Annotated in this window: 25 protein-coding genes; 17 read left to right on the top strand and 8 right to left on the bottom strand. The window is 66.5% G+C overall.

From position 1 onward, the window contains the following. The first annotated feature begins 10 nt into the window (after positions 1 to 10). Positions 11 to 1,456, top strand: a complete 1,446-nt coding sequence (gene ccoG, locus CP958_RS06640; RefSeq protein ID WP_096701185.1) for a cytochrome c oxidase accessory protein CcoG — start codon at positions 11 to 13, stop codon at positions 1,454 to 1,456. Positions 1,457 to 1,462: 6 nt separating this feature from the next. On the opposite strand, the gene CP958_RS06645 is transcribed toward ccoG, so the two are convergent. The 5 genes from CP958_RS06645 to CP958_RS06665 all read right to left on the bottom strand — a co-directional run bounded on the left by CP958_RS06645 (position 1,463) and on the right by CP958_RS06665 (position 3,818). Continuing rightward, positions 1,463 to 2,158 carry a Crp/Fnr family transcriptional regulator gene (locus tag CP958_RS06645; RefSeq protein WP_096701186.1) on the bottom strand — a complete coding sequence of 232 codons (696 nt, stop codon included), beginning with the start codon at positions 2,156 to 2,158 and terminating at the stop codon, positions 1,463 to 1,465. Between the two features lie 84 nt (positions 2,159 to 2,242). Continuing rightward, a complete protein-coding gene (locus CP958_RS06650; RefSeq protein ID WP_096701187.1) occupies positions 2,243 to 2,659 on the bottom strand; it encodes a DUF6691 family protein in 417 nt (138 codons plus the stop codon). After that, positions 2,656 to 3,075 carry a hypothetical protein gene (locus tag CP958_RS06655; protein WP_096701188.1) on the bottom strand — a complete coding sequence of 140 codons (420 nt, stop codon included), beginning with the start codon at positions 3,073 to 3,075 and terminating at the stop codon, positions 2,656 to 2,658. The genes CP958_RS06650 and CP958_RS06655 overlap by 4 nt, the downstream gene beginning before the upstream one ends. Next, positions 3,072 to 3,431, bottom strand: a complete 360-nt coding sequence (locus CP958_RS06660) for a carboxymuconolactone decarboxylase family protein (protein ID WP_096701189.1) — start codon at positions 3,429 to 3,431, stop codon at positions 3,072 to 3,074. Before CP958_RS06660 ends, CP958_RS06655 begins: the two co-directional genes overlap by 4 nt. A 141-nt stretch (positions 3,432 to 3,572) precedes the next feature. Next, the gene (locus tag CP958_RS06665; protein ID WP_096701190.1) at positions 3,573 to 3,818 is read right to left on the bottom strand and encodes a hypothetical protein; all 246 of its coding nucleotides are present in this window, start codon (positions 3,816 to 3,818) and stop codon (positions 3,573 to 3,575) included. Positions 3,819 to 4,122: 304 nt separating this feature from the next. Here CP958_RS06665 and CP958_RS06670 point away from each other — a divergent pair, with 304 nt between their 5' ends. After that, positions 4,123 to 5,823, top strand: a complete 1,701-nt coding sequence (locus CP958_RS06670) for a hypothetical protein (RefSeq protein ID WP_096701191.1) — start codon at positions 4,123 to 4,125, stop codon at positions 5,821 to 5,823. Positions 5,824 to 5,839: 16 nt separating this feature from the next. Here the strand turns inward: CP958_RS06670 and CP958_RS06675 are convergent, their stop codons facing one another. Further along, positions 5,840 to 6,808: an ion transporter gene (locus CP958_RS06675; protein ID WP_096701192.1), complete on the bottom strand. Its 969-nt coding sequence runs from the start codon at positions 6,806 to 6,808 to the stop codon at positions 5,840 to 5,842. 221 nt (positions 6,809 to 7,029) lie between these two features. On the opposite strand from CP958_RS06675, the gene cobA reads away from it, so the two are divergent. Both cobA and CP958_RS06685 read left to right on the top strand, forming a co-directional pair. Continuing rightward, complete coding sequence (gene cobA / locus CP958_RS06680; RefSeq protein ID WP_096701193.1) at positions 7,030 to 7,815, top strand: uroporphyrinogen-III C-methyltransferase; 786 nt, start codon at positions 7,030 to 7,032, stop codon at positions 7,813 to 7,815. Then, the gene (locus CP958_RS06685) at positions 7,812 to 8,573 is read left to right on the top strand and encodes a CbiX/SirB N-terminal domain-containing protein (RefSeq protein ID WP_096701194.1); all 762 of its coding nucleotides are present in this window, start codon (positions 7,812 to 7,814) and stop codon (positions 8,571 to 8,573) included. Before cobA ends, CP958_RS06685 begins: the two co-directional genes overlap by 4 nt. On the opposite strand, the gene CP958_RS06690 is transcribed toward CP958_RS06685, so the two are convergent. Both CP958_RS06690 and CP958_RS06695 read right to left on the bottom strand, forming a co-directional pair. Next, positions 8,557 to 8,790, bottom strand: a complete 234-nt coding sequence (locus CP958_RS06690) for a hypothetical protein (RefSeq protein ID WP_096701195.1) — start codon at positions 8,788 to 8,790, stop codon at positions 8,557 to 8,559. The two genes, CP958_RS06685 and CP958_RS06690, sit on opposite strands and share 17 nt — an antisense overlap. A gap of 11 nt (positions 8,791 to 8,801) precedes the next feature. Continuing rightward, positions 8,802 to 9,674 (bottom strand): TauD/TfdA family dioxygenase, encoded by an 873-nt coding sequence (locus tag CP958_RS06695; protein WP_096701196.1) that lies wholly within the window; start codon positions 9,672 to 9,674, stop codon positions 8,802 to 8,804. 237 nt (positions 9,675 to 9,911) lie between these two features. Between CP958_RS06695 and dsrA the strand changes: the two genes are divergently transcribed. From dsrA to CP958_RS06760, 13 genes are all read left to right on the top strand, one after another. Continuing rightward, on the top strand, positions 9,912 to 11,162 hold the full coding sequence (gene dsrA, locus CP958_RS06700; protein WP_096701197.1) for a dissimilatory-type sulfite reductase subunit alpha: 1,251 nt from the start codon (positions 9,912 to 9,914) through the stop codon (positions 11,160 to 11,162). 11 nt (positions 11,163 to 11,173) lie between these two features. Then, complete coding sequence (gene dsrB, locus CP958_RS06705; RefSeq protein ID WP_096701198.1) at positions 11,174 to 12,244, top strand: dissimilatory-type sulfite reductase subunit beta; 1,071 nt, start codon at positions 11,174 to 11,176, stop codon at positions 12,242 to 12,244. Positions 12,245 to 12,255: 11 nt separating this feature from the next. Beyond that, the gene (gene tusD / locus CP958_RS06710) at positions 12,256 to 12,615 is read left to right on the top strand and encodes a sulfurtransferase complex subunit TusD (protein WP_096701199.1); all 360 of its coding nucleotides are present in this window, start codon (positions 12,256 to 12,258) and stop codon (positions 12,613 to 12,615) included. A gap of 4 nt (positions 12,616 to 12,619) precedes the next feature. Next, the gene (gene tusC / locus CP958_RS06715) at positions 12,620 to 13,000 is read left to right on the top strand and encodes a sulfurtransferase complex subunit TusC (RefSeq protein ID WP_096701200.1); all 381 of its coding nucleotides are present in this window, start codon (positions 12,620 to 12,622) and stop codon (positions 12,998 to 13,000) included. A 117-nt stretch (positions 13,001 to 13,117) separates the two neighbouring features. Further along, on the top strand, positions 13,118 to 13,426 hold the full coding sequence (gene tusB, locus CP958_RS06720; protein WP_096701201.1) for a sulfurtransferase complex subunit TusB: 309 nt from the start codon (positions 13,118 to 13,120) through the stop codon (positions 13,424 to 13,426). Between the two features lie 32 nt (positions 13,427 to 13,458). Continuing rightward, positions 13,459 to 13,791 carry a TusE/DsrC/DsvC family sulfur relay protein gene (locus tag CP958_RS06725; RefSeq protein ID WP_096701202.1) on the top strand — a complete coding sequence of 111 codons (333 nt, stop codon included), beginning with the start codon at positions 13,459 to 13,461 and terminating at the stop codon, positions 13,789 to 13,791. Between the two features lie 96 nt (positions 13,792 to 13,887). Next, on the top strand, positions 13,888 to 14,610 hold the full coding sequence (locus CP958_RS06730) for a respiratory nitrate reductase subunit gamma (protein ID WP_096701203.1): 723 nt from the start codon (positions 13,888 to 13,890) through the stop codon (positions 14,608 to 14,610). Next, complete coding sequence (dsrK, locus tag CP958_RS06735) at positions 14,610 to 16,112, top strand: sulfate reduction electron transfer complex DsrMKJOP subunit DsrK (protein ID WP_096701204.1); 1,503 nt, start codon at positions 14,610 to 14,612, stop codon at positions 16,110 to 16,112. The genes CP958_RS06730 and dsrK overlap by 1 nt, the downstream gene beginning before the upstream one ends. A 128-nt stretch (positions 16,113 to 16,240) precedes the next feature. Then, entirely contained in the window at positions 16,241 to 18,196 is a 1,956-nt protein-coding gene (locus tag CP958_RS06740; protein WP_096701205.1) for an NAD(P)-binding protein, read from the top strand. Continuing rightward, on the top strand, positions 18,193 to 18,657 hold the full coding sequence (locus CP958_RS27470) for a cytochrome c3 family protein (RefSeq protein ID WP_347337834.1): 465 nt from the start codon (positions 18,193 to 18,195) through the stop codon (positions 18,655 to 18,657). The genes CP958_RS06740 and CP958_RS27470 overlap by 4 nt, the downstream gene beginning before the upstream one ends. Further along, positions 18,654 to 19,370: a sulfate reduction electron transfer complex DsrMKJOP subunit DsrO gene (gene dsrO, locus CP958_RS06750; protein WP_096701206.1), complete on the top strand. Its 717-nt coding sequence runs from the start codon at positions 18,654 to 18,656 to the stop codon at positions 19,368 to 19,370. The genes CP958_RS27470 and dsrO overlap by 4 nt, the downstream gene beginning before the upstream one ends. A gap of 3 nt (positions 19,371 to 19,373) precedes the next feature. Then, complete coding sequence (nrfD, locus tag CP958_RS06755; RefSeq protein ID WP_096701207.1) at positions 19,374 to 20,588, top strand: NrfD/PsrC family molybdoenzyme membrane anchor subunit; 1,215 nt, start codon at positions 19,374 to 19,376, stop codon at positions 20,586 to 20,588. A 124-nt stretch (positions 20,589 to 20,712) separates the two neighbouring features. Continuing rightward, on the top strand, positions 20,713 to 21,990 hold the full coding sequence (locus CP958_RS06760; RefSeq protein ID WP_096701208.1) for a hypothetical protein: 1,278 nt from the start codon (positions 20,713 to 20,715) through the stop codon (positions 21,988 to 21,990). The last annotated feature ends 170 nt before the right edge of the window (positions 21,991 to 22,160 follow it).

The following is a 22,160-nucleotide window of genomic DNA, read 5'->3' on the forward strand; positions in this document are numbered from 1 at the left end:
AGCGCCCCTCATGTCCATGCTCGGCAAGACGCCCCAGCCGTCCCCGGCCTGCCCGTCGACCCCCGCCTACGCCGCTTCGGCCAAGGTCCAGCCCCGGGGCGTCAAGGGCCGCTTCCGCAGCCTGAAATGGTGGGCCAGCGCCTTGCTGCTGGCCTATTGGCATCTGGCGCCGTTCATCCGCTGGGACCGTGGCCCCGGAGCGCCCAGCCAGGCGATCCTGGCCGACATGGCGGGCCGGCGGGGCTATTTCTTCTTCATCGAGATCTGGCCGCAGGAGGTCTATTTCCTGACCGGCCTGCTGTTCATGGCGGCCATCGCCCTGTTCATGATGACCTCGCTGGTCGGCCGGGTCTGGTGCGGCTTCCTGTGCTGGCAGACGGTCTACACCGATTTGTTCGTGGCGGTGGAACGGCTGGTGATCGGCGAGCGCAACCAGCGCATCGCCTTCGAGCGCGCCCCCCTGTCGGCGGGCAAGCTGGCGAAAAAGGCCGTGGTCAATGCCATCTGGCTGGTCATCGCCGGGGCGTGCGGCATCGGCTTCACGCTGTATTTCGGCGACGCCTTCGAGCAGTTGCGCGACATCTTCACCGGCCGGGCCAGCCCCGCCACCTATGGCGCCATCGCCGTGGTGGGCGGCCTGTGCTTCCTGCTGGCCGGCTATGCCCGCGAGCAGGTGTGCATCTATATGTGCCCCTATGCCCGCTTCCAGTCGGCCATGTTCGACGAGCACTCGCTGATCATCTCCTACGAGGCGTGGCGGGGCGAGACGCGCGGCCCGGCCCCGGCCGACCGCGATTTCAGCGGGCGCGGCCATTGCGTCGACTGTCTGGCCTGCGTCCAGGCCTGCCCCACCGGCATCGACATCCGCAACGGCAACCAGTTGGCCTGTATCGGCTGCGGGTTGTGCATCGACGCCTGCAACCAGGTGATGGACCGCTTCAAGCTGCCGCGTGGGCTGGTGTCCTACGATTCCTCGGCCAATCTGGCGGCGCGCGGCGAGAACCGGGCCGGCGGCCTGCGCCTGCTGCGCCCGCGCACCCTGGCCTATGGCGGCATCCTGCTGCTGGTGGCCTCGGTGATGCTGGCCCGGCTGGTGTCGCGCCCCGACGTGGACGTCAACGTGCTGCACGAGCGCTCGCCGCTGTTCGTGCAGATGTCGGACGGCTCCATCCGCAACGGCTATGCCTACAAGGTGCTCAACATGAAGGGCGAGGATCGCGCCTTCACCGTGCGTCTGGCCGGCGTCGAAGGCGCCACCATCTCGGTGGTCGGCGGCGAGAACGGTGTCGGCAAGGCGGAACTGCAGGTACCGCGCGATTCGGTAGGCGACTTCCGCCTCTACGTCACCATTCCGGCGGAGAAGGTGGCCTCCAAGAGCATGCCCATCACCTTCGTGCTGGTCGGCCCCGGCCGCGAGGTGAAGACGGAGACTCTGTTCGCCGGGCCGGAGAAATAAGGGGGATCAGCCCTCGCCGGCAATGGCGTCGAGGGCGGCGAGATCGCGCTGGAACAGGTTCGGCGCGGTCTCGATGACGATGGCGGCCCGCTTGAACTCGGCCACCACCCGGCTGGCGGTTTCCGGAGTGATGCCCAACAGCGCCCCCAGATCCTCGCGCCCGAACAGGCGGCAATCGGGAGCCGCCTCGGGAGCCAGCAGCCGGAAGAGCCGCGCCACCCGCTGCCGCGCGCTGCCGGTGGAGAGTTCACGGGTGCATTCGTGGGAGCGCTGGACCGCGTCGTGCCACTTTTTCATCAATTGGCGATGCAGCTTGGGCGACAGGCGGGCGACCACGTCGCGGGGAATGCGGCAGACCTTGGCCGGTGACAGGGCCACCGCCGCGTGCTCATAGGAATCGGCCACCGTGGCCTCCAGCCCGGCCACGTCGCCCTGGCCCAGCAGGCTGACGATGCGGTGGCTGCCGTCGGGCAGGTATTGCTCCAGCTTGAACAGCCCCTCGCGCACCGTGAAGACGTGTCCCGCCGCCTGACCGGGCTGATAGAGGGCGGCGCCGGCCGGCAGGCGGATGTCCTCGATGGGCAGGTGGATGATGCCGAAATCCTCGCTCTCGAGGTCGGCGAACAGCACCAGGTCGCGGATGGAGCATTGCTCGCACGAGGCCAGCCCGCGCCAGGCCGCCTCGATCTCGTGGTCACGCATGAACGGGTCCGGCCGCAGCTATCCGAGAAGGAGAACCAGGATAGCCCGGCAGGTGGGCTCGGAGGAATAGGCGATGTGAACCGCCTATCCCCTCCCGTCCAGCCGGGCCACGCCCAGCAGGCCGGCGACGAAGCCGGCCACGAACAACAGCGCCACCGGGGACTGCACCGAAACCGCCAAAGCGGGGGCCGGGCACAATCCCGCCAGTCCCCAGCCGGCGCCGAAGATCACGGAGCCGGCCAGCAGGCGGGCATCGATGCGCGACGACGGCGTGCCCAGCGGCTCGGCGCACAGCAGGGCGTGCCCCCGGCGGCGCACCAGCCACTGACCGAGGGCGGCGACCGCCACCGCTCCGCCCATGGTGGCGGTAAGCCGGGGGTCCCAATGCCCGAAGAAATCCAGGAAGCCGACCACCTTGGCCGGATCGGTCATTCCCGACAGGGCCAGTCCGGCGCCGAACACCGCGCCGCACAACAGAAAGAGCACGGGGCGACGGGTCATGGCGCGGGAACTCCCACCAGGGCGACCATGCCGGCCCCCACCGCGATGAACAGCATGGTGGCGACCAGCGAGCGCGGCGACAGCCGGGCGATGCCGCACACCGAATGGCCGCTGGTGCAGCCATTGGCCAATCCGGCTCCGATTCCCACCAATAATCCGGCCAGCACCAGCCGCCCCGGCGAGGCGAAGGTCACGCCAGCCCCGCCGCCGGTCAGTCCCTGGACCAGCATTGCGCCCAGGGGCAGGCCCAGCACGAAGGCGATGGCCTCGACCCGCCCGGACAGGGCGTTGCGGACCAGCCCGCTGACCCCGGCCACCCGGCCGAAGGTCAGCATCAATCCGGCGGCGGCCAATCCGATCAGCGCCCCGCCCGCCAGGGCGAGGCTCCAATCCGCGACCGAAAGCGCAACGATCATTCGGCGGCCTGCTTCTTGGCGGCGAACTGCTCGTAGGCCTCCAGCGCCAGGGCACCGTACATCAGCGACGGGCCGCCGCCCATGTACACCGACATGGCGATGGTCTCCATGACCTCCTCGCGGGTGCCGCCCAGATCCACCACCGCCTTGGCGTGGAAGGCGAGACAGCCGTCGCAGCGCGCCGCGATGCCCAGCGCCAGGGCGATCAGTTCCTTGGTCTTGCCGTCCAGCGCTCCATCGGCGGTGGCCGCCTTGGCCATGGCGGAAAAGCCCTTCATCACCTCGGGCACACCGCCGCGCACCTGCCCGACCATCTTGGACAGTCCGTTGGCCAATTCGTTCCAATCCTTCAACATCACGCACCTCGTCCTTGGAATCATCACAATATGTTAGATAGCGCTAATATATCGTGATGCCGACGAGTTTCAAGACCCCAGCGCGCGGATCGCCCGCGCCGGCCGCATGGGGGCATGCGTGGATCGGATGGAAGAGAAGCGTCAGTGGCTGCCGGATCTGGCCGGCGGGCGCGAAGACGGCGGCGGCGGGGCGCTGGGCGGCGGGCGGCGGACGGGCACCTCGTCGGCATCCTCGTCCTGGACCTTCTGGCGGACCACGAAACCCTGCACGGCCCAGCCGATCACATAGAAGGTACCGACGAAGAACCACAGCCCGGCCAGGGTGAAGATCACCACCCGGTGCAGGGCGTCGTCGCCGTTGCCGAACACCCCCAACGCCCAAAGCATGGGAGACCCGAACAGAATTGCTACCGCTCCGGCCAATCCCAACCGGGTCCAGCCTGTCGAACGTATATACGATATCTTGTAAGCTGACATCGCCGTGGTCCTCCCCCAGCCCGTTCCCTTTGGCTCTGCGTGGGATTCTGGACGCTTGCGAGACGAACCGCAACCCGCCTTATCCGCATGCCGCCCCGGTGACTATCCGAATAATCCCGTGACATGATGTGTCGCCAACGGCTATTTTTCTTGAATTCGTCCAGAACTTGGGGGTTCAAGACGACAAACAAGACTGTGGCGGGCGAGGACCAGAATGGTCGCGAGTCGTGAAAATTTCGAGGTTCAGGTCAGCAAGAGCGGCCGGTGGACGACCGAGACGGTCACCACCAAGGAAGAAGAGGCGCGCGCTCTCGCCAAGAAATTCCTGGCCGACAAGAAGTGCGAGGGAGCCCGGATCGTCCGCAACTGGATGCGGTCCGACGGTACCATGGACGAGACGGAGATCTTCTCCCAGACCCGGTCCGGCGCCGATGACGGCCCCATCCGCATCTCCCAGATCGATGAGGTCCCGGAAAAGTGCGAGACCCCGGAAGAATTCATGGGGACGCAGGGCCGCAGCGTGGTCAACCGCATCTTCCGCAGTTATCTCGACAAGGCGATCCTGACGCCCACCGAGTTGATGCACAATTACAAGGAACTGAAGCGGCTTCAGGAAAAGGACACCCTGGTCCCCTCCGCCGTGGACCGTGTTTCCCTGTTGCAGACCAAGGATTCCGAACAGGATTCCAAATCGCGCAGCCAGGAAATCTTCAAGTCCATCGACGACATCTCGGCCCGCGCCAGACGGGTGGAGAACGTCAAGCTGCCCAAGCTGAGCGGCCGTTTCTCCGAAGCCATCAAGGAAATCCGCGGCCAGGCCTCCCAGACCGAGGACGTGGATTACCTCGCCATCGTGCTGCTGTCGCGTGACCTGATCAATGCGCGCAGTTGGGTGGGCAAGCTGGAATTCCTGGGCAAGCTGGCCGTCGAGGACACCGATCCCCACGCCCTGGAACTGCTGGACGGCGTCATCGCCGACGTGCTGGGCTCCAACGTGGTGCAGGAAATCCTGGGCTGGCAGCCGGGCCTGGGCGCCGCCATCTGCCGCATGTTCGATCTGGCCGACGGCAAGTTCCCCACCGAAAAGAGCGATGCCGGCGAATCCGCCGAAATCCTCAACCGCCTGTTCGCCGAGCACAAGCTGCCCATCAGCCGCGCCTGCCTGCTGGACCGCGCCCACCGCCAGATCCGCTCGCCCAACCCGCTCTATCGCAGCGAAAGCGGCAAGGAGCTGGAGGAACTGAAGAAGCTGATCGAACGGACCATGACGCCCACCGGCTTCATCTCGGGCTCCGAGACCGCCGAGGCGCTGACCATCCGCTATTCCCGCCAGTTGGAACAGGGCGGCGCCGCCGGGCGCAAGGCCACCGTCAACGGCATGTTCCGCATGCTGCCCGACCGGGCTCTGGGCCTGATCTATATCTGCCAGTTGGCCGGCTCACCCTGGGGCGCCGAAGCGGTGGCCGACATCGCCGAGTTGGTGGATTACTGCCTGTCGGCCCGCCATCTGGGCGATTTCTGCCTGCGCACGCTGCCGCCCAAGGAGAAGATGCTGCGCGCCACCCTGGCGCACAAGACCGCCGCCGCCTCTCCCTTCCCGCCATCGGTGCGGGACAAGATCTGCGGCTTCATCGACACCATGCTGGAGGCCTATCTGGTCACCGAGCAGATCGTCGAGAAGCTGGACCACCAGGATTCGCCGCTGCGCGACCGCGCGGTGCGTCTGGTGCAGTTCTGCGCCGCCGGCGTGCTGCCCGAGGGCAAGGCCATGACCCGGGCCCGCCAGCGTATCCTGGCATTGCTGCGCCAGCCCAATTTCGACGCCCACTTCATCGACGGCTTCACCGATCCGGAGCGGGCTCAGAAGGCGCTGCGCGATTTCCACCTGCTGCTGGTCAAGGCCGGATTCGGCTGAAGGCGCCCTGCCGGCCTCAGTCTTCCTCGGGATGGGAGTGCGGCCCCCGAAGCGGCTTGGCGCAATGGGGGCAGACGTGGCCGGTCTCCACCGAATGGCGCAGGATCAGCGACGCCTCTTCCTCGGAGAGCTGCAGGGCGCGCCGCGTGCGGTCCAGCAGGCGGCGTTCCGAGCGGTTGATGGAACCGTCCTCCAGCGCCTTCTCCACCGCCTCGCGGTATTCCTCGCGGCGGATACGCATCTGCTCGGAAAAGCCCGAGGCGAGCACACCGGCGGGCAGCGCGATCATGCCCACGCCCAGGATGGCGGTCAGCGCGCCGAGCAGCCGCCCCAGCGGCGTGATGGGCACCATGTCGCCGTAACCCAAGGTGGTCAGCGTCACCACCGCCCACCACATGGAGGTGGGAATATCGCTGAACACATGCGGCTGGGCGCGGTGCTCGAACAGGTAGATCAGGCTCGACGTCAGGACCAGGATCACCATCATGACGAACAGCACCGAGCCGATGGACCGCGCTTCCTGCCGCGCCACCGCCGCCATGACGTTCATGGCCATGGAATAGCGGCCCAGCTTGAAGACGCGCAGCACGCGCAGCACGCGGATGGCCCGCAGGTCGATCTCGACCACGATGCCGAGATAGAACGGCAGCACCGACAGCAGGTCGACGATGGCCATGGGCGACACCGCCCAGCGCAGCCGCCCCCATACCGGATGGCGGAAGTGGGGGTCGTCGATCTCCACCGCCGTCCACAGGCGCAGGGCGTATTCCAGGCTGAAGATGGCCACCGAGGCCAGATCGAAGGCATGGAAGACCGGCCCGTGGGCGATGGACAGGTGCTCGATGGATTCGAGGATCACCGCCGCCACGTTCACGACGATCAGGGCGATCAGAAAGGCGTCGACCACCTTGACCAGCAGGTCGGAATGGCCTTCGCCGCCCAGCATGTGGTAGACCGTGCGCCGCACGGTCCGCCGACGCCGCACGTGCCGCTGGCCTGGATGGGGATGCCCCGGACGGGGTTGGGACGGCTGCGGGTGGGCGGAATGGCTTGAGGTCACAAAACGGCCGATGTCAAAGAGGCTGATTTGCGCCACCATATCCGACCGGCCCCGGTCAGGGGAAGGGTCGGACGGTGACGGAATTGCATGGCGCGGCCCCTTTGGTTTAGTTTAGCGTAAAATAATATAAGAGAGCGGGAGAGGCGATGAGCGCGGCCACTCGGGATACCAAGGTGGGGGATGCCAAGGCGGGACGGGTTTTTCTGATCGGCGCGGGACCGGGCGATCCGGACCTGCTGACCGTCAAGGCGTTGCGCCTGATCCAGGGTGCCGCCCTGGTGGTTTATGACCGACTGGTCAGTAAGGAGATCATGGAGATGATCCCCGCCGCCGCCGAGCGGGTCTATGCCGGCAAGGCGCTGGGCAACCATCACCTGATCCAGGACGAGATCAACGACCTGCTGCTCAGTCTGGCGCGCTCGGGCCGCGACGTGGTGCGGCTCAAGGGGGGCGATCCCTTCGTCTTCGGGCGCGGCAGTGAGGAGGCCCTGTATCTGGCGCGACACGGCATCGCCTTCGAGGTGGTGCCGGGTATCAGCGCCGCCGCCGGCTGTTCCACCTATGCCGGCATTCCGCTGACCCATCGCGGGCTGGCCACCGGCGTGCGTTTCGTTACCGGCCATCTGCGCGACGACCGCAACCTGGACCTGGACTGGACCAAGCTGGCCGACCCGGACGTCACCCTGGCCGTCTATATGGGTCTGCAGGCGCTGCCCGAGATTTCCGCCCAACTGATGGCCGCTGGACTGCCCGCCGACACGCCGGCCGCCGCCATCGAAAGCGGCACCACACCGCGCCAGCGCCGGGTGGTCGGCACGCTGTCCACCCTGCTGGACCTCACCCGCGCCGCCGGATTGCAGGCGCCGACCCTGCTGATCATCGGACGGGTGGTCGGGCTGGCCGACGAGTTGGACTGGTTCGGCAAGCCATGACCCTTTCCTCCTCCGCCCTGGTCCTGGTGGGACACGGCTCGGGCAATTATCCCGATGCCGCCAGACCCATCCTGGCCCTGGCGGAGTCCATCCGGGCCCGCAAGCTGTTCGCCCAGGTGGCGGCGGTGTTCATGAAGCAGGACCCGCCGCTGTCGGCGGCCCTGTCGCTGGTCACCGCCCCGACCGTCTATGTGGTTCCGGTCTTCGCCGGACGCGGCTATTACACCGGCACCCTGATTCCGCGTGAAATAGGACTGACCGGTCAGGTAACGGAACGCGGCGGCCGCCGGGTGATCTATACAGAGCCGGCCGGCACCCATCCCCGCCTGCCCGGCCTGCTGGCCTGCCGCGCCGACGGCGTGGCGCGCTCCTGCGGCTGGGAGCCGAAGGAAACCAGTCTGCTGCTCATCGCCCACGGCTCGGCCCGGCCGGGCGGCGCCGGCGAAACGCCCCGGGCCATCACCACCGCCTTGGGCGCCTTGACACATTTCGCCGAGGTGGAACTGGTCTTCCTGGAGCAGGAACCCTTCGCCCGCGACTGGCCGGGCATGGTCCAGGGCAAGCATGTGGTCGCCCTGCCCCTGCTGGTCGCCCAGGGCATGCACGCCGGCCGCGACATCCCGCCGCTGTTCGGCCTGACCCAGGGCGAGACCGGTCCGGTCCAGTGCCAGGGCCGCCGGGTGGCGCTGGCCACCGGCCTGGGCGCCGAGCCGGAACTGGAAGAGATCATCCTCGATCTGGTCAGGGGCTCGCCTTAGCCCACTCCCCCATTACCGCCATCATCTCGCCCACCGTCTTCTCGTCCAGATCGACGATGGTGAAGCGGGCACGGCCTTCCTTGATGCGCATCCTCAATATCCGCAGGCCGCTTTCGTGCTCCACGGCGGAAAAGGAAATCTCGCGGCTCCACGGCGCGGCCAGGGTGGCCAGCGGCGTCACGTCTTCCTTGGCGAATTCGGGATTGTCGGTGGTCACGGTGGCTCCTTTCAGGTTCCGGCGATCCGCTGGTGATAGCGCGCCCGATACAGCAGGCGCGGACAGGCGGGATCGTCGCGGAACGGTTCGCGGGTATGCAGCGGGTTGTTGGAGACCAGGCCCTGGCCTGGCTCCAGCACATGCTCGAAGACATGAGGGGACGGCCCATCCAGCAGTCGCCGGACCGCCTCGGCGGCCGGAGCGGCGGCCTGGGACCACACCACGTTGCGGGATCGCGCCGTATAGCGCATGTGCAGGCTGCCGTCCGAGTCGACCGAGAAGACCGGCCCCACCGTCGCCGGGCGGGCAAGACCTTCCTCGTCATTGCCGGGAATGGTCATGGCGTCGGAGGCCATCAGCACCCGGATCAGGTCCGGCTCCTCGTCCCTGAGCCGAATATAAAGCAGTTCATTGTCCATCAGCCGGTTGGCGCCGCCCTCCGCCGCCTTGCCGGCGCAGTGGAGCAGCAGGGCGCGCACCGTGCGCTCCGGCGGGTTGTAGTAGCCGTCGGTGTGCCAGGTGATGGGACGCTCGGTATAGGGGATGTAGCGGGCCCGCGTGCCGTCGCGGTGCACGGCCAGCGGCGTGATGCCGTCGTCGTCGGCAAGCGCGTTGGCATCCAGTGAGACGAGTCCTAATCGGGCGGCCAGGGCCTTCAACGCCGCCTTGTGGTTGCGTCCGGACTTCGGCCGCTCGGCATAGACCGCCATGTTGGAACACCGCAGACGCTGGGACAGGGCGTCGTGCTCGGCCGACGTCAGAGCGGCGATGTCGCCCACCTCGACCACCAGATCGGTGACGCTGACCGGAGCCTGGGACAGCTTTCCGTCCCGCCAGCGCTCGTAGGCGGCGTGATCATCGAGATTGAAATGGCCTGAAATCATTCGGATTTTTCCTCCACCACCATTTTCATGCGAATTCGCTAAAGAATCCACTTGGATCGGCGTCTCCCATAATATTATCATCCTCGAATGTAACGAGCCGCATAGAACGGCCCGACGTATCAGGAGAGGTCCGGGAGCAAAGCTTCCCAACGGATCGTGCAACTTATCCAGCGTATTGCCGCGCCGCTTTGGCGCGCGTGCGAACGCATCGTGACGACGGTGAGGGAGCGAGAAGCAATGTCGAAGAAGATGCCGCCCACCCCAATGCTCGACCAGCTGGAAAGCGGTCCGTGGCCCAGCTTCGTGACCGGCCTGAAGCGCCTGGCCGAGGTCGAGGGCAAGGCCCATGCCGGCATCATGAAAAGCCTGCTTGGCCAGCTGGAACACAGCTACCAGACCCGCAAGGGCTATTGGAAGGGCGGCACGGTCGGCGTGTTCGGCTATGGCGCCGGCGTCATCCCGCGCTTTTCCGAGGTGGCCGACCAGTACCCGGAAAGCTCGGAATTCCACACGCTGCGCATCATGCCGGCGCCGGGCTTCTTCTACGACACCAAGACGCTGCGCGAGATGTGCGACATCTGGGAGGAGCACGGCTCGGGCCTGATCGCCCTGCACGGCCAATCGGGCGACATCATGTTCCAGGGCTGCCGCACCGAGCAGGTCCAGGCCGCCTGGGACAAGATCAACGAGATGGGCTTCGACATGGGCGGCGCCGGCGCCGGCGTGCGCACCTCGGCGTCCTGCGTCGGCCCGGCGCGCTGCGAGCAGGCCTGCTTCGACACCCTGGAAGCCCACCGGACGATCATCAACGACTTCGTCGACGACATTCACCGGCCCAGCCTGCCCTACAAGCTGAAGTTCAAGTTCTCGGGCTGCGCCAACGACTGCGCCAACGCCACCCAGCGCGCCGACGTGGCCATCCTGGGGACCTGGAAGGACGACATGCAGGTCGACCAGACCGAGGTACAGGCCAAGGTCAGGCAACTGGGCCGCAAGGAATTCATCAACCAGGTGATCCGCATGTGCCCGACCCAGGCGCTGGGTTTGAACGACGACGACACGCTGGACGTGGACAACAAGTCCTGCGTGCGCTGCATGCACTGCATCAACGTCTGTACCAAGGCGCTGAAGCCCGGCAAGGAGCGCGGCATCTGCATCCTGGTGGGCGGCAAGCGCACGCTCAAGATCGGCGATCTGATGGGCACCGTGGTGATGCCCTTCATGAAACTGGAGACCGAGGAGGATTATGAGAAGCTGCTCGAGCTGGCCCACAACATGCTCGACTTCTTCGCCGACAACGCGCTGGAGCACGAGCGCACCGGCGAGATGATCGAACGCATCGGGCTGGTCAATTATCTCGAGGCCCTGGGCCTGCCGCTCGACGTCAACATGATCAACCAGCCGCGCACCAATTCCTACATCCGCACCGACGGATGGGAAGAGGAGGCCCGCAAGTGGGCCGAGCGCAAAAATAACGCCGCCGAGTAGGAGACAGGACCATGAGCGAACTTCGTCGTCCCATCGAAAGCGGCGTGCCGGATTCCAAGCAGTTCATGCATCCGGCCCTGGTCAGGAATTACGGCAAGTGGGCCTTCCACGACCGGCCGCGCCCCGGCGTGCTGCGCCACGTCTCGGAGTCCGGCGAGGCGGTGTTCACCGTCAAGGCCGGCACCCAGCGCCAGTTGGACGTCTTCACCATCCGCAAGCTGTGCGACATCGCCGATGCCTTCTGCGACGGCCATCTGCGCTTCACCGTGCGCTCGTCGGCGGAATTCATGACCACCGACGAAGCCAAGGTCGAGCCGCTGATCAAGCGGCTGGAGGCCGAGGGATTCCCGGTGGGCGGCACCGGCAATTCGGTGGGCTTCATCAGCCACACCCAGGGCTGGCTGCACTGCGACATCCCCGGCACCGACGCCTCGGGCGTGGTCAAGGCGCTGATGGACGAACTGGTCCATGAGTTCCAGTCCGAGGAGATGCCCAACCGCGTCAAGATCACCACGTCGTGCTGCCAGATCAATTGCGGCGGCCAGGGCGACATCGCCATCAACGTCCAGCACACCAAGCCGCCGGTGATCAATCATGCCCTGGTGGCCGGTATCTGCGAGCGCCCGACGGTCATCGCCCGCTGCCCGGTGGCGGCCATCCGCCCCGCCTTGGTGGACGGCAAGCCCAGCCTGGAAGTGGACGAGAAGAAGTGCGTGTGCTGCGGCGCCTGCTATCCGCCCTGCCCGCCCATGCAGATCAACGACCCCATCCATTCCAAGATCGCCATCTGGGTGGGCGGCAAGCATTCGTCGACCCGCACCAAGCCCATGTTCCACAAGCTGGTGGCGGCGGGCTTGCCCAACAACGCGCCGCGCTGGCCGGAAGTGGCCGAGGTCGTGAAGAAGATCCTCACGGTCTACAAGCACGACGCGCGGGCCTGGGAGCGCATGGGTGAGTGGATCGAACGCATCGGCTGGCCGCGCTTCTTCGAACTGACCGAACTGCCATTCACCAAATACCACGTGGACAACTGGCGCGGCGGCCGGGCCAATCTCAACGCCTCGGCACAGTTGCACTTCTAGGAGAGCGGAAGATGAAATTCGCCGTTCTGGTCAACGAAGGTCCCTACAACCATCAGGCCGCCGACAGCGCCTTCCAGTTCTGCAAGGCGGCCGTGGACAAGGGCCACGAAATCTTCCGGGTGTTCTTCTATTACGACGGCGTCAACAACGCCACCAAACTGGGCGAGCCGCCCAGCGACGACCGCAACGTGACCAGGAACTGGCAGAAGCTGGCCGAGGATCACAAGGTCGATCTGGTGGTCTGCGTCGCCGCCGGCCTGCGTCGCGGCATCACCGAGGGCAATCTTGCCGCCGGCTTCCGCATCTCGGGCCTGGGCCAACTGATCGAGGCCGGCATCCACGCCGACCGTCTCGTGACTTTTGGGGATTGAAGCCATGGACGACATGGAAAGCGGCATCGTCAAGAAGTTCATGTTCGTCAACCGCAAGGCGCCCCACGGCACGGTCTATGCCCTGGAGGTGCTGGAAATGGTGCTGATCTCGGCGGCCTTCGACCAGGATGTGCATCTGGCCTTCCTGGACGACGGCGTGCTGCAGATCAAGAAGGGCCAGAGTCCGGCCGGCATCGGCGTCAAGAATTTCTCGCCCACCTATCGGGCTCTCGACGGCTACGACATCGAGAAGCTTTACGTGGAGGCGGAAAGCCTGGCCGAACGCGGCCTGACCGAGGACGACCTGCTGGTCCCCGTGGAAGTCATCAGCCGCGCCGAGATGGGCAAGCTGATGGCCGACATGGATGTGGTTCTGACGGCGTAACCCCGAGGAGCGCAAGCTCCGAGGCAAGGGCAAGGCCCGCCGCCGCTTATGCGGCGAAAGCCAAGGGTTTCGCAAGAAGCCCGCCCGGCGATTGAGGGACAAAAAGGAATCTATACGATGAGCACTCTGCACACCGTCAACAAATCCCCCTTCGAGCGCTCCAATCTGGAGGCCTGCCTGGGCCACGCCCAGCCGGGCGACGCCGTCCTGCTAATCGAGGACGCGGTGATCGCCGCCCTTTCCGGCACCGCCTTCGAGGGCAAGATGGCGGACGCCGCCAGGACCATGCGGCTTGCCGTCCTGGGTCCCGATCTGGCGGCCCGGGGGCTGGACCCCGCCAGGGTGGTCAAGGGCATCCAAGTTGTCGATTACGCCGGATTCGTCGATCTGGCGGCCGAGACCAAGGCGACCAACGCCTGGCTTTAAGTATCAAGAAGAGACCTTAAGGAGAGGAAGACATGGCTTACACCAGCAATGGCGCCAACATCGAGGCCGATGAAGAGGGCTACCTCATCAACATCAACGAGTGGAACGAGGAACTGGCCGGGCAGATCGCCAAGGACGAAGGCATCACCATGAGCCCCGAGCACTGGGAAGTGGTCAACTTCCTGCGCGACTACTATTCCGAGTATCAGATCGCCCCGGCGGTGCGCGTGCTGACCAAGGCCATCGCCAAGAAGATGGGCCCCGACAAGGGCAACAACAAATACCTCTACGAGCTGTTCCCCTACGGCCCCGGCAAGCAGGCGTGCAAGATCGCCGGCCTGCCCAAGCCGACCGGCTGCGTCTGACCGGCGCGGTTCACTGTCGTCATGGCCGGGCGGCTTGACCCGGCCATCCATGGACCCCCGGATCACCTTCCGGGGGTGACGAGGAAGGGTGCCGTCGTGACGATCTTTTTCGCTATCCTCTTCAGCGTCTCGACCCTGGTCCTGGTGGCCGGGCTGGCGATGAAGATCGCCCAATACGCCCGCACGCCGGCGCCGCTCAAGATTCCCACCACGCCCGCCCCGCTGACCAAGGGCGGCGTGGCGCTGCGCCTGGGCCGCGAGGCCTTGCTGTTCGAAAGCCTGTTTCGCGGCAACAAGCTGCTGTGGCTGTTTGCCATGGTCTTTCATCTGGGCCTCGCCGTGGTGCTGATCCGCCACGTCCGCTATTTCGAGACCGGCGTCGGGCCGCTGGTCGCCCTGGTGCAGCCCCTGGCCCAGCCGGCCGGTCTGGCCATGATGGCGGGCCTCGCCCTGCTGCTGGCGCGACGTCTCGTCATCGAGCGGGTCCGCTACGTCACCGGCCCCTCGGACATCCTGATGCTGGTGCTGCTGCTGGCCATCGGAGCCACCGGCCTGCTGATGAAATGCGTCGTCCATACCGACATCGTGGCGGTGAAGGCATTCTTCACCGGCCTGATGGCCCTCGAACTGCGTCCCTTGCCCGGTGATCCGCTGCTGGGGCTGCATCTGCTGCTGGTCTCGGCCCTGATGATCGTCTTTCCCTTCTCCAAGCTGCTGCATGCGCCGGGCCTGTTCTTCAGCCCGACCCGCAACCAGACCGACACTCCGCGCGAAGTGCGCCATCTGGCGCCCTGGGCGGCCCGCCTGGAGGAAAAGTGATGGCCGCCGCCCCCTTCGACATTCCCGCCCTGGGCGATCCCGCCGAGCATCCCGTTCCGGCGCTCAAGGTCGGTGCCATGGCCGCCTCCAAGCCCTACGTGGCCGCCGAGGCGCACCAGCAGCCCCTGGGCTTTCCCGGCGAGCTGACCGAGGGCTGGGAAAAGCGCGCCGTCGGGCACATGGGCAGCCTGCTGTCCAAGTACCGCTCGCTCCAGGTGTTCATGGATACCTGCGTCAAGTGCGGCGCCTGCACCGACAAGTGCCACTATTTCCTGGGCACCGGCGACCCCAAGAACATGCCGGTGGCCCGCGCCGATCTGTTCCGCAGCGTCTATCGCCGCTACTTCACCCCGGCCGGCAAGATCGCGCCGGGTCTGGTGGGGGCGCGCGACATGACCAAGGAGGTGCTGGACGAGTGGTTCAACTACTTCCACCAGTGCTCGCAATGCCGCCGCTGCTCGGTGTTCTGCCCCCAGGGCATCGACACCGCCGAGATTTCCATGGCGGCGCGCGACATCATGGATTCCATCGGCCAGGGCCAGAAATACTGCAACGAGATCATCGGCAAGGTCCACAGGATCGGCAACAACCTGGGCCTGCCCGCCCCCGCCTTGCTCGACACCCTGGAGGGGCTGGAGGAGGACATCCTCGACGAGACCGGCGTCGCGGTGAAGCTGCCCGTCGACGTCCAGGGCGCCGAGGTGCTGCTGGTCACGCCCTCGGCCGACTTCTTCGCCGAGCCGCACGTGCTGGGCCTGATCGGCTATGCCAAGGTGTTCCACGCCGCCGGCGTGTCGTGGACCCTGTCCACCAAGGCGTCGGAAGCCGGCAATTTCGGCATGTTCATCGGCAATTACGAGCAGATGAGGAAAATTTCGCTCCGCATCCGCGACGCGGCGCGGGAACTGGGCGTCAAACGCATCATCTTCGGCGAGTGCGGCCATGCCTGGCGCGTCGCCTATTCCTTCCTCAACACCCTGGCCGGGCCTTGGGATTTCCTCGACCCGCGCTATCCGGTGCCCCAGCACATCTTGGAATTCACCTCCGACCTGATCGCCAGGAAGGGCATCAAGCTCGACAAGTCGGGCAATGACGGCATGGTGCTGACCGTCCACGATTCCTGTAACGTGGCGCGCGGCGCCCGCATGGGCGACCGGCCGGGCGGCCAGTTCACCATCCCGCGCGAGGTGATCAAGGCGGCCGTGCCCACCTTCGTCGACATGCATCCCGACACCATCTGCGACAAGACCTTCTGTTGCGGCGGCGGCGGCGGCCTGCTGACCGACGAGCTGATCGAGCTGCGCGTCAAGGGCGCCAGCCCGCGCATGGAGGCACTCAAGGACGTGGTGGACAAGCAAGGGGTCACCCACATGGCCGCCATGTGCGCCATCTGCAAGGCCCAGTTCACCAAGATCCTGCCCTATTACGACTTTGACCGGGAAATGGTGGTCTCCGTTCACCAACTGGTGAGCAACGCCATCGTGCTCGGCGACAACGACTGAAGGACTCCGAGGGGCGGCGACGCCTCGAGGCAAGGGCAAAGCCCGCCGCGGCTTATGCCGCGAAAGCCAAGGGATGGGAACCAGCCCGCCCGGCGATTGAGGGACAAGAAACGAGAGGGAGAACACGCATGGCCGCCAAGACCAGCGCCGAGAGCACCACCGAGGGACGGAACTATCGCCGCTACAAGGACGGCGAATCCAAGCCGCGCGCCTGGCAGGAGGAAATCTTCAAGGCCGGCTGGTCGCACAAATGTCCGACCTACGTGCTGCGCACGCCGCCCTGCTCGGGCTCGTGCCCTTCCGGCCACGACATCCGCGGCTGGCTGGACATCGTGCGCGGCGTGGAAAAGCCGCCGGCCGGCATGGTCTGGCAGGAATACGCCTTCCGCCGCATGACCGAGGCCAACCCCTTTCCCGCCGTGATGGGCCGCGTCTGCCCGGCGCCATGCGAAAGCGGCTGCAACCGCAACATGGTCGAGGAACACGTGGGCATCAATTCGGTCGAGCACCATATCGGTGACTGGGCCATCGCCAACAAGCTTTCCTTCCCTAAGCCGGAGCACGAGACCGGCCGCCACGTGGCGGTGGTGGGCGGCGGCCCGGCCGGGCTGTCGGCGGCCTATCAATTGCGCCGCCAGGGCCACGCCGTCACCATCTTCGAGGAAAAGGCCGAACTGGGCGGCTATGTCCGCTACGGCATTCCCGGCTACCGCACGCCGCGCGAGGTGCTGGACGCCGAGATCAACCGTATCCTCGACCTCGGCATCACGGTGCGCGCCCAGTGCCGCATCGGCACCGACATCACCGTGTCGGAACTGGAAGAGAAGTACGACGCCATCTTCTGGGGCATCGGCACCCATGCCGGGCGCGGCCTGCCCATTCCCGGCTGGAAGGATACCGTCAACTGCGTGTCGGGCGTCGCCTTCCTGAAAGCCTTCAACGAGGGCCGCCTGCAGCACGTGCCCGGCCGCATCATCGTGGTGGGCGGCGGCGACACCTCCATCGACGTGGCCTCGGTGGCACGGCGCCTGGGCCATATCGACAAGGTGTCCGAGCAGGACCGCGCCGACAACGTCATCCTCGGCCACGTGGCCCACGACGTGGCGGCCACGGCGCGGCGCGAGGGCGCCAACGTGACGCTTACCTCGCTGTTCGCGGTGGAGAAGATGTTCGCCGCCCAGCGCGAGATCGACGACGCCAAGCGCGAAGGCGTCGATATCCGGGGCGGCATCATGCCCCTGGAGGTGATCAAGGGCCCCGACGGCCGCGCCACCGGCCTCAAGCTTTGCCAGTGCACCATGGACGGCATGACGCCCAAGCCCGTCGAGGGTACCGAGTTCATCCTGGACGCCGATCTGGTGGTCTCGGCCATCGGCCAGAGCGGCGATCTCGCCGACCTGCCGGAAATGGACAACGGCAAGGGCTTCATCAATGCCGACAAGGCCTATCGCGTGCCGGGCAAGCCCAAGCACTTCGTGGGCGGCGACGTTGTCAGGCCGCATCTGCTGACCACCGCCATTGGCCACGGCCGCGTCGCCTCGGCCGGCATCGCCGAGTTCCTGGACAGGGGCGACGTGGGCAAGCGGCCCAAGGTCGACGTGCACCACTTCAACCTGCTGGCCAAGCTGCACGAAAGCAATCTGGACCCGGCGCCCTATGATGCCGGTCCGACGCGCGGCACCTACGAGGCCAAGTTCGCGGTGCACAATTTCGAGAACCGGGCGGGCGCCGAGATCATTCCCCACGACGATCTGTTCCTGGGTCACTTCACCCGCACGGCGCGGCACCACCGCCACGAGGTGCACATCGACGCCGACAAGGTGATCGGCAATTTCGACGAGCGCCTGCTGACGCTGACCGACCAGGAGGTGATGGACGAGGCCAAGCGCTGCATGTCCTGCGGCCTGTGCTTCGAATGCGACAATTGCGTGGTGTTCTGCCCGCAGGACGCGGTCAGCCGCGTCCCCAAGGGGCAGCGCACCACGGGGCGCTACGTGGAGACCGACTATTCCAAGTGCATCGGCTGCCACATCTGCAAGGACGTCTGCCCCACCGGCTACATCCAGATGGGGCTGGGGGAATGAAAGCCCCCACCCCGTCCCTCCCCCAGGCGAGCTGGGGGAGGGACGGGGNGCCAGCCTCCCTCCCCCGCCCCTGGTGGGGGAGGGTCGGGCTGGGGGCTTTTGCCGCCCTCCTGCTGACCATATTCCTCGTCCTGCCGGCCTTCGCCGCCGATCTCCCCCAATGGCCCAAGGCCAGGGGAGAGGCCTGCGTCGAGGCTCCGGCCACCATGCGCCGCGACCACCCCGACATGCTGAAGCACCAGCGCGACGACACGCTGCGCCTCGGCATCCGGGGCGCCAAGGCGTCGCTGAAGGAATGCGTCGCCTGCCATGCCGCCGGTTCGGCCGAGGGCAAGGCGGTGCCGGTCAACGATCCCGGCCAGTTCTGCCGGTCCTGCCATGACTACGCGGCGGTGAAGCCCGATTGCTTCGAGTGCCACGCGACCACGCCCAAGGCTCCCGTCAAGGAGGCGGCGCGATGACCGAACTGTCCCGCCGCCAGGTGATCCTCGCCTCGGGCGCCGTGCTGATCGCCGCACCGGCCCCCTTTGCCGATGCCGCCGCCCGCGAAGCCGGAAAACCGGCCTCGGCCGCCCGGCGCTGGGGCCTGCTGATCGACACGGCCAAGTGCGACACCCAATGCAATGTCTGCGTCGAGGCCTGCAAGGTCGAGATGGGGCTGTCCGGCCACGACCGGCCGCTGACCGACGCCCAGTATATCCGCAAGGTCAACCTGCGCGACCCGGCCACCGGCGCCGCCCATTCCCTGCCGGTGATGTGCCAGCATTGCGCCAAGCCGGCCTGCGTCGATGTCTGTCCCACCGGCGCCTCCATGAAGCGGGCCGACGGCATCGTCCTGGTGGACCGCCACATCTGCATCGGCTGCCGCTACTGCATGATGGCCTGCCCCTACAAGGCGCGCTCCTTCGCCCACGAAGAGCAGAGCGGCCAGCAACCCCACCTGCCGCGCGGCAAGGGCACGGTGGAGGCCTGCACCCTGTGCGTCCACCGCATCGACGAGGGCAGGCCTCCCGCCTGCGTCGAGGCCTGCGCCGCCAAGGCCAGGGGCGCCATGCTGTTCGGCGACTTGGCCGACCCGAAATCGGAGATCGCGCAAAGGGTGGCCCGCGAAGCCACCACCCGCATCCGCGCCGATCTGGGGCTGGAGCCCGCCATCCGCTACCAGGGAATCTGAGCCATGAGCAGCAGCACCACCACCTACACCCAGGTGCGCCCCTACACCCGGGGCTGGCTGGCCCTGATGGCGTCCTTAAGCGCGGTGATCGTCGTGGCGCTGGGCGCCGTCCTGCACATGGAGCACCAGGGCCACTGGGTCACCGGCATGACCAATCAGGTGGTGTGGGGCATGCCCCACGTCTTCGCCGTGTTCCTGATCGTCGCCGCCTCCGGCGCGCTCAACGTCGCCTCCATCGGCTCGGTGTTCGGCCGCCGGGAGTATCAGCCGCTGGGCCGCCTGTCGGCCCTGCTGGCGGTGGCGCTGCTGGCCGGGGGATTGGCGGTGCTGGTCCTTGACCTGGGCCGTCCCGACCGCCTGTTCGTCGCCATGACCCACTTCAATTTCAAGTCCATCTTCGCCTGGAACGTCATCCTCTATTCCGGCTTCATGGCGGTGGTGGCGGTCTATCTGTGGACCATGCTGGACTGGCAGGCCAAGCGCTTCTACAAGCCGGCCGCCCTGGCGGCCTTCGTCTGGCGCCTGGTCCTCACCACCGGTACCGGCTGCATCTTCGGCTTCCTGGCGGCGCGCGAGGCCTATGGCGCGGCGGTGATGGCGCCCCTGTTCATCGCCATGTCCTTCGCCTACGGCCTGGCGGTGTTCATCATCGTGCTGTCGGTGTCCTTCAAGATGACCCGGCGCCCCATGGGAGACGAGTTGCCCGCCCGCCTGGTGCGGCTGCTGGGGCTGTTCGTCGCCGCCAATCTCTATTTCACCGCGCTCCATCACGCCACACAACTGTACTTCGCCGGGCGCGGCGGGGTGGAAGCCTTCATCCTGTTCAAGGGCGGAATCCACACCACCCTGTTCTGGGTGGGACAGGTGGGGCTGGGCGGAATACTACCATTGGTCATCGCCTATGGCGGCTGCGGCCATGCGGCCCGCAAGCGGGCCATGATGGCCTCGATCCTGGTGGTCCTCGGCGGGCTGGCCCAGGTCTGGGTCATCATCATCGGCGGTCAGGCATGGCCGCTGGACCTGTTCCCCGGCATGGAAGCCTCCTCCACCTTCGCCGACGGCCATGTCCACGATTACGCCCCCAGCGCCTGGGAAACCATGCTGGGACTGGGCGGCATCGCCATCGCCCTGGTCATCACCGTGGTCGGCGTCAGCGCCCTTCGCCTGCTGCCGGCCCATCTGGGCGAGACAACCAATTCGGGCTGCCGTCATAATTAGACTACATATGACACCTTAATCCTAAGGTATGAGGTTATTAACAATTTATTGATGTTTGCATCGATCCATGTCCATTCTTTCTGTAGGGTTATGGGCAGGGACATCACTTCCCGGGGGGGAGAGTGTGAACGCAAGCATCAAAGCCCGTAAAGGGCCGGAACCGCAGCAGGACGACGGACTGGACACGGTGCGCAACACGTTGCGGACCCAGGTCGCCGACATCCTTCGCGTCAATATCGGACAGCTTTCCACGGTTCCCCAGCATGAGGTCTATGACCACATCCTGGACACGCCGGGCCTGCTGCACGAGTGTTTCCAGGTATTCCGCAACCAGCCGGACCTGTTCCGCAAGGTGGTGCTGCGCAAGGACAAGCGCCCCGCCACGGAAGGGGACGAGGAACTGTGGTGCGGCCGCACCCTGGACCACGTGGTGGCCCTGGTGGTGCGGGCCTCGGCCAAGCGCTACTTCCGCGCCGCCATGCCCGCTCCCGAGGTGCCGCCCCTTCGGGTCGAGGCGCCCTCGCTGCTGCACAAGACCGCCATCAAGCTGGGGATCAAGAAGCCCATTCACCGCGCCCCCTTCGTGGCGCCGCAAGGCCCCGGCGACAAGCTGTACAACGTGTTCCGCGACAACCTGCGCTATGAGTGGCAGGTGCCGCTGATTCCCAGTTATTCCACCCTGCATCCCAGCACCGTGCGCGTCCTGGGGCCGCGCATTCTCAAGCTGCGCGAGTCGGGCCAGATCGAGATCCTGGCGGCCGAGGGGCTGGGTCCGGACGGGCGCCTGCCCCTGCTGCTGGAAGACGCGCGGCGCCTGCGCGCCGTGGACGGCAGCATCGATTCCAACGCCCTGATGGAGGCCTTCATCAAGCAGGGCCTGGACGCCGTGTTCCCCGATCTGGACGAGGTGGCGCTGCGCAAGGCCGTGTCCCAGATCGCCATCATGGAGAGCAAGGCGGTGGACATGATCTTCCCCGCCATGGAATTCGCGCTGAAGCCGCTGACGGTGTTCCTGTTCACCGCCTATACCAGGCTCGACCTCAAGGGCTTCCGCCAGGCCTTCGGCCCCCACTGCGCCCTGTGGGCGGTGCAGAAGCTGGCCAAGCATCTGGAGACCCAGCGGCCCTGGCCGCGCTCCATGCCCGGCATGAAGTCGGCCACCCTGGCGGCGATCTCCTATGCCATCGACCTGGACAGCGGCATGCCGGCCAGCGCTCCGGTCCGCCCGGCTCCCCAGGCGGTGGCGGGTGTGCCGAGCAACGCCGCCGTTCCGTCCATGGCCTCGGCCCCGCCGCCGGTCCCGCCCTCGCTGAAGAAGGCGCCCCCCGCCGCCTCGGCCCAGGCCGGGCTGGAACGTGCCTCGCGCCGTGCCAAGCCCCTGTCCACCGCCGGGGCGCGGTAGCTCTGATCCGGGTTCCCCCGGATGCGTCAATCGCATCCGGGGACCGGGTTCCTCCCCCCTGTCGTGTCATGCCGCCCCATGACCACGGGCGTCCGGTTCAAGTTTCCGGGTGCCGGGGGATAGGCTGTTGCACCACCAAGACATCAATCTATCTCGTCGCGCCCGGACGT

This window comes from Magnetospirillum sp. 15-1 (assembly GCF_900184795.1).
Classification (GTDB): Bacteria; Pseudomonadota; Alphaproteobacteria; order Rhodospirillales; family Magnetospirillaceae; genus Phaeospirillum.